This window comes from Streptomyces sp. NPDC057010 (assembly GCF_042673805.1).
Lineage (GTDB): Bacteria > Actinomycetota > Actinomycetes > Streptomycetales > Streptomycetaceae > Streptomyces.
This window is the reverse complement of the sequence record NZ_JBHUSC010000003.1, coordinates 97,365-107,189: the sequence shown is the minus strand read 5'-3', so window position 1 is coordinate 107,189 and position 9,825 is coordinate 97,365. Positions and strand designations below refer to the sequence as shown.

The following is a 9,825-nucleotide window of genomic DNA, read 5'->3' as shown; positions in this document are numbered from 1 at the left end:
GGGCGCCGAACATCGAAGCCCGTCCCGGACGACACCCCACCCCGGCCCCGGCCCCCGACCCCCGACACCCCCCGAGGAGGACCCCCTGATGCGAAGCCCCCGCTCCCTGGTCGGCGGCACCCCGAAATCGGCGTACACCATCGCCTTCGACGGCCGCGAACTCCCCGCACAGGAGGGGCAGTCCATCGCCGCCGTCCTCTGGTCCGCCGGGATCCTGGCCTGGCGGACCACCCGCGAAGCCGGCGCACCGCGCGGTGCCTTCTGCGGGATCGGCAGCTGCTACGACTGCCTCGTCACCGTCAACGGCAGCCCGAACCAGCGCGCCTGTCTGATCCCCGCCCGCCCCGGCGACACCGTCACCACCCAGGAGGGCACAGGCCATGCCGACCTCGCAGTCTGACCCCACCCCTTCCGACCCCACGCCCGCCGCAGGCGACCCGGTCGACCTCGCCGTCATCGGCGCCGGCCCCGCCGGCCTGGCCGCCGCCGTCAGCGCCGCAGGCCTCGGCCTGCGCGTCACCCTCCTCGACGCCGGATCCCAGCCCGGCGGCCAGTTCTACCGCCGCCCGGCGCCCGCCCTCGGCGCCGCCCGCCCCGAGGCCCTCCACCACGGCTGGGCCGCCTTCGCCACCCGCGAAGCCGCCCTGCGCGCCCACGAGCGGGCCGGCCGGATCACGTACCTCCCGCTCCACCACGTCTGGACGGTGGTCCCCGACGGCGACCACTGGACCCTGCACGCGGTGGCCGGCCCCGACGAACACGCCGCGACCGTCCGCGCCACCCGCATCCTGCTCGCCACCGGCGCCTACGAGCGCCAACTGCCCTTCCCCGGCTGGACCCTGCCCGGCGTGGTCGGCGCCGGCGGGGCCCAGGCCATGCTCAAGGGCGGCCTGGTCCTCCCCGGCCGCCGGATCGTCGTCGCCGGCAGCGGCCCGCTCCTGCTCGCCGTGGCCGGCTCGCTGGCCGCCGCCGGCGCCACGGTCCCCGCCGTCGTGGAGGCCGCGAGCTACACCGCGTACTCCCGTAGCGCGACCACCCTCCTGCGCAACCCCGCCAAGCTCGCCGAGGCCGCCCTCCACGGAAGTGCCCTGCTCAGAGGTGCCATCCGCCTCCTCGCGCGGTCCGCCGTCGTCGAGGCGCACGGCACCGACCGCGTCGAAGCCGTCACCGTCGCCCGGCTCGACCGCGACTGGCGCCCCCTGCCCGGCACCGCCCGCCGCATCCCCTGCGACGCGCTCGCCGTGGGACACGGCCTCGTGCCCCAGCTGGAACTCGCCACCGGCCTCGGCTGCGCCACCCTCGGCGGCCCCGACGGCACGGTCGCCCTGGACCTCGACGCCGGCCAGCGCACCTCCGTGCCCGGCATCCTGGCCGCCGGCGAGACCGGCGGCATCGGCGGCGCCGAACTCGCCGTCACCGAGGGGGAGATCGCCGCACACACCGCCGCCGGGCGGCCGGTCCCCGCAGCCCTCGCCCGCCGCCGCGCCCGGCTGCGCGCCTTCGCGGCCGCGATGGCCGCCGCCCACCGCCCCGGCTCCGGCTGGACCGGCTGGCTGCGGGACGACTCCGTCGTGTGCCGCTGTGAGGAGGTGCCGGCCGGCCGGATCCGCGAGGCCGCCGAAGACCTCGGAGCGCGGGACGCCCGTACGGTCAAACTCCTCACCCGGGCCGGCATGGGCTGGTGCCAGGGCCGGATGTGCGGCCCGGCCGTGGCCGCCCTCGCGGGCGGGGTGCCGGCCCCCGACCGCCGGCCGCTGTCCTGCCCGGTCCCGCTGCGCCACCTGGCCCAACTTCCGCCCGCCGACCGCTGATCGGATCCCTCCGGACCCTTGTGGCCGGCTCACACCCACTAGTAAAATGTCACACACCACACTAGGGAGTCACTTCATGACGCACGCGCCCACCCCCGCGCCCATCCCCACCCCCCTGCCCGGCGGCGACAGCGGGACCCGCACCCGCCCCTGGCACGGGATCATGGTCGCCACCACGCTCCCCCTGAACGAGGACCTCACCGTCGACTACGACGCGTACGCCGAACACGTGGCCTGGCTGATCGAGGGCGGCTGCGACGGCGTGGTCCCCAACGGCTCCCTCGGCGAGTACCAGACCCTCACCGACGAGGAGCGGGCCCGCGTCGTCCGCACCGCCGTCGAGGCCGCCGGCGACGGGGCCCGCGTCATGCCCGGTGTCGCCGCCTACGGCAGCGCCGAGGCCCGCCGCTGGGCCGACCAGGCAGCCGAGGCCGGGGCGGGCTCCGTACTCCTCCTGCCGCCCAACGCCTACCGCGCCGACGAGCAGACCGTACGCGCCCACTACGCCGAGGTCGCCCGCGCGGGCCTGCCCGTCGTCGCGTACAACAACCCGTACGACACCAAGGTGGACCTGACCCCCGCCCTGCTCGCCCGCCTCCACGGCGACGGCTCCATCGTCGCCGTCAAGGAGTTCAGCGGGGACGTGCGCCGCGCCTACGAGATAGCCGAACTCGCCCCCGGCCTCGACCTGCTCATCGGCGCCGACGACGTCCTGCTCGAACTGGCCCTCGCGGGCGCCGTCGGCTGGATCGCCGGCTACCCCAACGCCCTCCCGCGGGCCTGCGCCACCCTGTACCGGGCCGCCGTCGCCGGCGATCTCGCCACCGCCCTGCCGCTCTACAAGTCCCTGCACTCCCTGCTCCGCTGGGACTCCAAGACCGAGTTCGTCCAGGCCATCAAGCTCTCCATGGACCTGGCCGGCCGCCCCGGCGGAGCCACCCGCCCGCCGCGCTTCCCGCTCACCGGCGACACCGAGGCCGCCGTCCGCGCCGCCACCGGGAAGGCCCTCGCCGAGGGCCTCAACTAACGCCACACCCAACCCGTCCGAGGGGGGACACGATGCGCACACGCCACATCTACCACGCGGTCGACTCGCACACCGAGGGCATGCCGACCCGTGTGATCACCGGGGGAGTCGGGGTGATCCCCGGCGCCACCATGGCCGAGAAGCGGCTCCACTTCATCGAGCACATGGAGCACCTCCGCACCCTGCTCATGTACGAGCCGCGCGGGCACTCCGCCATGAGCGGCGCCATCCTCCAGCCGCCCACCCGCCCCGACGCCGACTTCGGCGTCCTCTACATCGAGGTGTCCGGCCTGCTGCCCATGTGCGGGCACGGCACCATCGGGGTCGCCACCGTCCTCGTCGAGACCGGGATGGTGCCCGTCACCGAACCGGTCACCACCGTCCGGCTCGACACCCCCGCCGGACTGGTGAGCGTCGACGTCCGGGTCGAGGACGGGGCGGCCACCGCCGTCACCCTCACCAACGTCCCCTCCTTCTGCGTCGGCCTCGACCTGAAGGCCGAGGTCCCCGGCTACGGGACGGTCACCTACGACCTCGCCTACGGCGGCAACTTCTACGCCTTCGTCGAACTCGACGCCCTGGACCTGCCCTTCGACCGGGAACGCAAGGACGACCTGCTCGCCGCAGGACTCGCGATCATGGACGCGATCAACGGCTCGGGCGACCGCCCCGTCCACCCCGAGAACCCCTCCATCGCCGGGGTCAAGCACGTCTACCTCGCCGCCCCCGGCTCCGACGCCCGCCGCTCCCGGCACGCCATGGCCATCCACCCCGGCTGGTTCGACCGCTCGCCCTGCGGTACGGGAACCAGCGCGCGCATGGCCCAGCTGCACGCCCGCGGCCTCCTCGCCCTCGACACCGACTTCGTCAACGAGTCGTTCATCGGCACCGAGTTCACCGGCCGGCTGATCGGGGAGACCACCGTCGGCGGACTGCCCGCCGTCGTCCCCACCGTGACCGGCCGGGCCTGGATCACCGGCACCGCCCAGTACTTCCTCGACCCCACCGACCCCTTCCCCGGAGGCTTCCTGCTGTGAACACCGTCCGAACGGTGGACTACCACACCGCGGGCGAGCCCTTCCGGATCGTCGCGGAGGGCCTCCCGCCCGTCCCCGGGGACACCGTGGCCGAGCGCTGCGCCACCGCCATCGGCCCGGGCGGATCCGGAACCGCTCCGCGCCGCTCCGCGCTGGACGACGTACGGCGCCTGCTCGTGCAGGAGCCGCGCGGGCACGCCGGGATGTACGGGGGGTTCGTCGTGCCCCCGGACGACGACGGGGCCCACTTCGGCGTGCTGTTCTGGCACAAGGACGGCTACTCCACCGCCTGCGGCCACGGCACCATGGCGCTCGGGGCCTGGGCCGTGGACAGCGGCCGGGTCCCGGCCCCGGACGACGGGGACGCGCAGGTGCGCATCGACGTGCCCTCCGGGCGGGTCACCGCCACCGTGCACCGCGACGGCGGCCGCACCACCGGGGTCACCTTCCGCAACGTCCCGGCCCGGGTGGCCGCCCGCAAGGTGCCGGTCGCCACCACGCTCGGGCTCGCCGAAGTGGACATCGCACACGCCGGCGCCTGCTACGCCGCCGTCGCCGCCCGTGAACTCGGCCTGGACGTCTCCCGGGCGGCCCTGCCCCACCTGGTCCGCGCCGGGCAGGAGATCCGGGCCGCGCTGGCCACCCATCCGGCCACCTGGCATCCCGGCGGGCCGCTGCTCTCCGGGGTCTACGGGGTGATCCTCCACGAGGAGCTCCCCGACACCCCCTTCGGGCCGCACCAGCGCAACGTCACCGTCTTCGCCGACGGGCAGGTCGACCGCTCGCCCTGTGGCTCCGGCACCTCGGCGCGGCTCGCGCTGCTGGCGGAGGACGGGCGGCTCGGCCCGGGCGAGGACCTGCTGCACGAGTCGGTGACGGGCACGGTGTTCACCGGGCGGATCCGGCCCGGCGGGGTCACCGAGGTCACCGGCAGCGCCTACCGCACCGGCGAACACGTCTTCACCGTCGACCCGTACGACGCGCTCGGGACCGGGTTCCTGCTGTGACCCGGCCCGCGGAGGGGAGGCCCGCCGCGCCGGCGCCGGCCGGGCGCGGACTCCCGCAGCTGGACGCCGCCGCCATGGCCCGGCTCCTGACCCCGGCCGCGGCCACCGACGCCCTGGCCGCCGCGCTGCGGGACGGGCCGGATCCCGAGAGCGGCCCGCAGCGCACGGCGCTCGCCGTGCCCGGCGGGGAACTGCTGCTGATGCCGGCCGCCTCGGGGGCGTACGCGGGCGTGAAGGTGGCCGGGGTCGCCCCCGGCAACCCGGCGCGCGGCCTGCCCCGGATCACCGGCAGCTACCTCCTCCTCGACGGCCCCACCCTGCGGCCGCTGGCCCTCCTGGACGGCGCGGCCCTCACCGCGCTGCGCACCCCGGCGGTCTCGGCCCTCGCCCTGCGCCACCTCGCCCCGGCGGGGCGGCCGCTGCGGCTGGTGCTCTTCGGGTCGGGCCCGCAGGCGTACGGCCACCTCGAAGCGGTGCTCTCCGTACGCGAGTTGTCCGAGGCGGTGGTGGTCGCCCGGCAGCCGGCCGGGGCCCGGAAGCTGGCCGCGTACGCCGAGACCCTCGGGGTGCCCGCCCGCACCGGGACCGCCGGGGACGTGGCCGGCGCCGACCTGGTGGTCTGCTGCACCACGGCCCGCGAACCCCTCTTCGACGGACGGCTGGTCGGGCCGGGGGCGGTGGTCGTCGCGGTCGGCTCCCACGAGCCGGACGCCCGCGAGACCGACACCGCCCTCATCCGGCGCTCCGCCGTCTACGTGGAGTCGCGTGCGGCGGCCCTGCGCGAGGCCGGGGACCTGCTGGTGCCGGAGGCGGAGGGGGCCATCGGGCCCGGCCACATCACCGGCACCCTCGCCGACCTGGTCGCCGGCCGGATGCCGGCGGGCGGGCCGCCGGGTTGTCCACAGGTCTTCAAGAGTGTGGGCATGGCCTGGGAGGATCTTGCCGTGGCGGTCGCGTTGTACGAGGCCGCCGGGGCGAACAGCGAAACGTGACATTGTACGCTGTTCCCTCCGCCCATCGGTGGGGCAAGGGGTCTCGGAGGAAAAGCAATGGGTGACCTGAAGCAGCACAGTCTCATCAAGGCCCAGGAGCGGCTCCGCGACCAGGTCGGCCACGCCCTCCGAGCGGCCCTGATAGCGGGCGAGCTGCGCCCCGGGAGCGTCTATTCCGCACCGGGCCTCGCGGCCGAACTCGGCGTCTCGGCCACGCCGGTGCGCGAGGCGATGCTCGACCTCGCCCGCGAGGGCCTGGTCGAGCCGGTCCGCAACAAGGGCTTCCGGATCACCGAGGTCAGCGAGCGCGACCTCGACCAGTACACCGAACTGCGCACGATGATCGAGGTGCCGACCATCGGCAAGATCACCAAGATCGCCACGGCCGAACAGCTGGAGGCCCTGCGCCCCATCGCGCAGGAGATCGTCACCAGCGCCCGCGAGCACAACCTGATCGGCTACCTGGAGGCGGACCGCCGCTTCCACCTCACGCTGCTCGGCCTCTCGGGCAACGACCGCCTCGTCGAGACCGTCGGCGACCTGCGCAAGCGCTCCCGGCTGTACGGGCTCACCGGCCTGGACGAGGCGGGCAAGCTCGTCTCCTCCGCCGAGGAACACCTCGAGCTGCTCGACCTGATGCTCACCGGCGACGCCGAGGCGGCCGAGGCCTGCATGGTGCGCCACCTCGGCCACGTCCGTTCCCTCTGGGCGCAGGGCCGCGACGAGCCGGTCGGCCGCACCCCGGGCGGCCTCGGCTCGGGGGTGTGACCGCGGGGGTCTCGGTGGACGGGCAGGAGACTGCGTAAGCTTCCGCAGGGGCGGGGGGGGCGGCGCGGGGCCGCCCCCGGGCCGGGTCCGGGGGGCCACAACCGGGGCGGAGAGTGTTTAGTTGGGGTTGGGGGGCCGGGGGGGCGGGCCAGCCCCGGGGGGGCCCGGGGGTGGGGGGTGGCCCCGGGGGGTAGTGGGGGGCGGGGACGTACAGTCATTACCGTCCCGCGGGGGCGGGGCCCCCTGGGGCCCCCCGCCCCTTCACTCTTCCCTTCTGCCAACACGGGGACCGAACTTGATATCGAAGCTGATGCGCCGCGGGCGCGCCGCACTCGCCGTCACCATCGCCACCGGAGCCCTGCTCGCGGTGTCCGCGCCGGCCCAGGCCGCCGCCGCGCCGCCCGTCACCGCCGCGGGCGCGGTGCTGCTGGACGGCACCACCGGGACGGAGCTCTTCGCCAAGGACGCCGACACCAAGCGCCAGATGGCGAGCACCACCAAGATCATGACCTTCATCACGGTCACGACCTCCCCCGGGATCGACCTCAACCGGACGGTCCCCATCCAGCAGGAGTACCTGGACTACGTCGTCCGCGAGGGCGCGAGCACGGCCCACCTGAAGGCGGGCGCCACGCCGACCGTCCGCCAGCTGCTGTACGGGCTGATGCTCCCGTCGGGCTGCGACGCCGCCTACGCCCTCGCCGACACCTTCGGCTCGGGCGCCACCACCCAGGCCCGTACGGCCGACTTCATCGCGAAGATGAACGCCAAGGCGAAGTCGCTGGGCATGACCAACACGGTCTACGACTCCTTCGACGGCATCTCGCCGACCGGCAACAACCTCACGACCCCGCGCGACCTCGCGAAGCTCACCAAGTACGCGATGACGGGCACCACCTTCAAGAGCGTCGTGAAGACCACCTCCTACAGCAGCGGCGGCACCTCCACCGTCGCCACCTGGACGAACAGCAACCTGCTCCTCCAGCCCAGCCCCACCGGCTACGCGTACCCCGGCGCGATCGGCGTCAAGACCGGCACCGGCACCGCGGCCGGCAAGTGCCTCGTCTTCTCCGTGACCCGAAACGGCAAGACCGTCATCGGTGTCCTGCTGAACGACGAGGAGCGCTACGCGGACTCGATGGCGCTCTCGGACTGGGCCCTGGGCTCGGCCACCGGCTCCAAGGCCGCGGTCCAGCGCAGCAACACCGACCCGATTCCGGACGTCCTGGACTGACGGTGAGGACCGCCCGCCTCCCGGGACCGGCGCTGCCGCGCCGCCCGGGACGGCGGGCGGTCCGCTGCGCGGGCCCCAACGCCTGCTGAACCAAGGGGATTTGGACACGGCTGGATAACGGCGGTGCAAACCCCTTGTCAGTACAATTTCACATTACTATGTTACCGGTCACACCCTAGAGCGCGGCCCTTCACTGGAGTGACCATGACCAAGCGCACCCAACTCGCCCTCGCCACCACCCTGGTGGCGGCACTCGCACTCGGCGCCTCGGGCTGCTCCGACACCAAGAAGGGCTCCGCCGGGGCGGGGGCCTCCAACCCCGCCGCCGCCAACGACGGCAAGACCCTCGGCGGCACCCCGGTCAAGGGCGGCACCCTCACCGTCCTGTCGAACCAGGACTTCGCCCACCTCGACCCCGCCCGCAACTGGGTGATGCCGACCATGGACTTCGGGACCCGGCTGCTCTACCGCACGCTCGTCACCTTCAAGGCCGAGCCCGGCAAGGGCGGCAGCGAGCTGGTCCCCGACCTCGCCACCGACCTGGGCACCCCCTCCAACGGCGGCCGCACCTGGACCTTCACCCTGAAGGAGGGCGTGAAGTACGAGGACGGCTCGACCGTCAAGGCCCAGGACATCAAGTACAACGTCGAGCGCTCCTTCGCCCCCGACCTCACCGGCGGCCCCGACTACGCGGCCCAGTACCTGGCCGGCACCGAGGGCTACAAGGGCCCGCTCCAGGGGCAGCACCTCGACTCGGTCAAGACCCCCGACGACCGCACGATCGTCTTCGAACTCAAGCGTCCCGTCGCCGAGTTCTCCGCGACCACCACCCTGCCCACCTTCGCCCCGGTGCCCCAGGCGCAGGAGAAGGGCACCCAGTACGACGCCCGCCCGTTCTCCTCCGGCCCGTACAAGATCGAGTCGTACGACCGCGACAAGAAGCTGGTCCTGGTCCGCAACGAGCACTGGGACGCGAAGACCGACACCGTCCGCAAGGCCTACCCCGACAGGTTCGTGGTCGTCATGGGCCTCAAGGGCGGCCAGATCGACGACCGGATCATCGCCGGGGAGGGCGCCGACGCCTCCGCCGTCGAGTACGCCGACATGCGGCCCGAGAGCGCGCCGAAGGTGCTGCCCAAGCCGGACGTCAAGGCGCGCCTGCTGGCCGAGTCCCAGGGCTGTACCGAGATGCTCTACCTCAACAACTCCCGGGCGCCCTTCAACGATCCCAAGGTCCGCGAGGCCATGCAGTACGCCGTCGACAAGGAAGCGGTCGTCACCGCGGGCGGCGGCCCCGCCCTCAATGAGGTCGCCACCGCCTACCTGCCCCCGGCCCTGTCCGGCGGCAAGCAGGCCGACACCCTGAAGATCGCCCCGGCGGGAGACCCGGCCAAGGCCAAGGAGCTCCTCAAGGCCGCCGGCAAGGAGTCCCTCAAGGTCTCCCTCGCGGTCTCCACCGGCGACAAGGCCAAGGCCGAGGCCATCCAGCAGGGCCTGTCCCGCGCCGGCATCGAGGTCGTCGTCGACACCATCGACCCGGGCGCCTACTACGACGTCATCGGGGACCTCTCCACCACCCCCGACATGACGCTCTCCGGCTGGTGCCCCGACTACCCCTCCGGTTCCACCTGGATCCCCTTCGTCTTCGACGGACGCACCATCAAGGAGAAGGGCAACCAGGGCAACAACAGCCAGTTCCGCGACGACGCGACCATGAAGCGGATCGACGAGATCAACGCCATGGCCGACGCCAAGCAGGCCAACCAGGCCTGGATCGACCTCGACGCGGAGATCATGAAGAAGTCCCCGGCGGTTCCCGTCCTGCTGGAGCGCAAGCCGCTGCTCGTCGGCCCCAACATCGCGGGCGCGTACGGCCACCCGGTGTGGACCGGCACCATCGACTACGGCACGGTCGGCCTCAAGGACCCGTCGAAGAGCCAGGGCTGAGG

At 73.7% G+C, this 9,825-nt stretch carries 9 protein-coding genes; all 9 read left to right on the top strand.

The features are described 5' to 3' along the window. Positions 1-88: 88 nt before the first annotated feature. The 9 genes from ACFTXQ_RS04955 (at position 89) to ACFTXQ_RS04915 (ending at position 9,823) form a co-directional block, all read left to right on the top strand. On the top strand, positions 89-400 hold the full coding sequence (locus tag ACFTXQ_RS04955; RefSeq protein WP_382635931.1) for a (2Fe-2S)-binding protein: 312 nt from the start codon (positions 89-91) through the stop codon (positions 398-400). Next, positions 381-1,811 (top strand): FAD-dependent oxidoreductase, encoded by a 1,431-nt coding sequence (locus tag ACFTXQ_RS04950; protein ID WP_382635929.1) that lies wholly within the window; start codon positions 381-383, stop codon positions 1,809-1,811. The genes ACFTXQ_RS04955 and ACFTXQ_RS04950 overlap by 20 nt, the downstream gene beginning before the upstream one ends. 163 nt (positions 1,812-1,974) lie before the next feature. Continuing rightward, positions 1,975-2,838 carry a dihydrodipicolinate synthase family protein gene (locus ACFTXQ_RS04945; RefSeq protein WP_382636258.1) on the top strand — a complete coding sequence of 288 codons (864 nt, stop codon included), beginning with the start codon at positions 1,975-1,977 and terminating at the stop codon, positions 2,836-2,838. Positions 2,839-2,870: 32 nt separating this feature from the next. After that, positions 2,871-3,875: a proline racemase family protein gene (locus ACFTXQ_RS04940; protein WP_382635927.1), complete on the top strand. Its 1,005-nt coding sequence runs from the start codon at positions 2,871-2,873 to the stop codon at positions 3,873-3,875. Beyond that, positions 3,872-4,882, top strand: coding sequence for a proline racemase family protein (locus ACFTXQ_RS04935; RefSeq protein ID WP_382635925.1), 1,011 nt, complete (start codon positions 3,872-3,874; stop codon positions 4,880-4,882). Before ACFTXQ_RS04940 ends, ACFTXQ_RS04935 begins: the two co-directional genes overlap by 4 nt. A gap of 74 nt (positions 4,883-4,956) precedes the next feature. Then, positions 4,957-5,874, top strand: a complete 918-nt coding sequence (locus tag ACFTXQ_RS04930; RefSeq protein ID WP_382636256.1) for an ornithine cyclodeaminase family protein — start codon at positions 4,957-4,959, stop codon at positions 5,872-5,874. 57 nt (positions 5,875-5,931) lie between these two features. Beyond that, positions 5,932-6,642, top strand: a complete 711-nt coding sequence (locus ACFTXQ_RS04925) for a GntR family transcriptional regulator (protein WP_382635923.1) — start codon at positions 5,932-5,934, stop codon at positions 6,640-6,642. A 310-nt stretch (positions 6,643-6,952) separates the two neighbouring features. Next, positions 6,953-7,876: a D-alanyl-D-alanine carboxypeptidase family protein gene (locus ACFTXQ_RS04920; protein WP_382636254.1), complete on the top strand. Its 924-nt coding sequence runs from the start codon at positions 6,953-6,955 to the stop codon at positions 7,874-7,876. A 204-nt stretch (positions 7,877-8,080) separates the two neighbouring features. After that, on the top strand, positions 8,081-9,823 hold the full coding sequence (locus ACFTXQ_RS04915; RefSeq protein WP_382635921.1) for an ABC transporter substrate-binding protein: 1,743 nt from the start codon (positions 8,081-8,083) through the stop codon (positions 9,821-9,823). Positions 9,824-9,825: the final 2 nt, after the last annotated feature.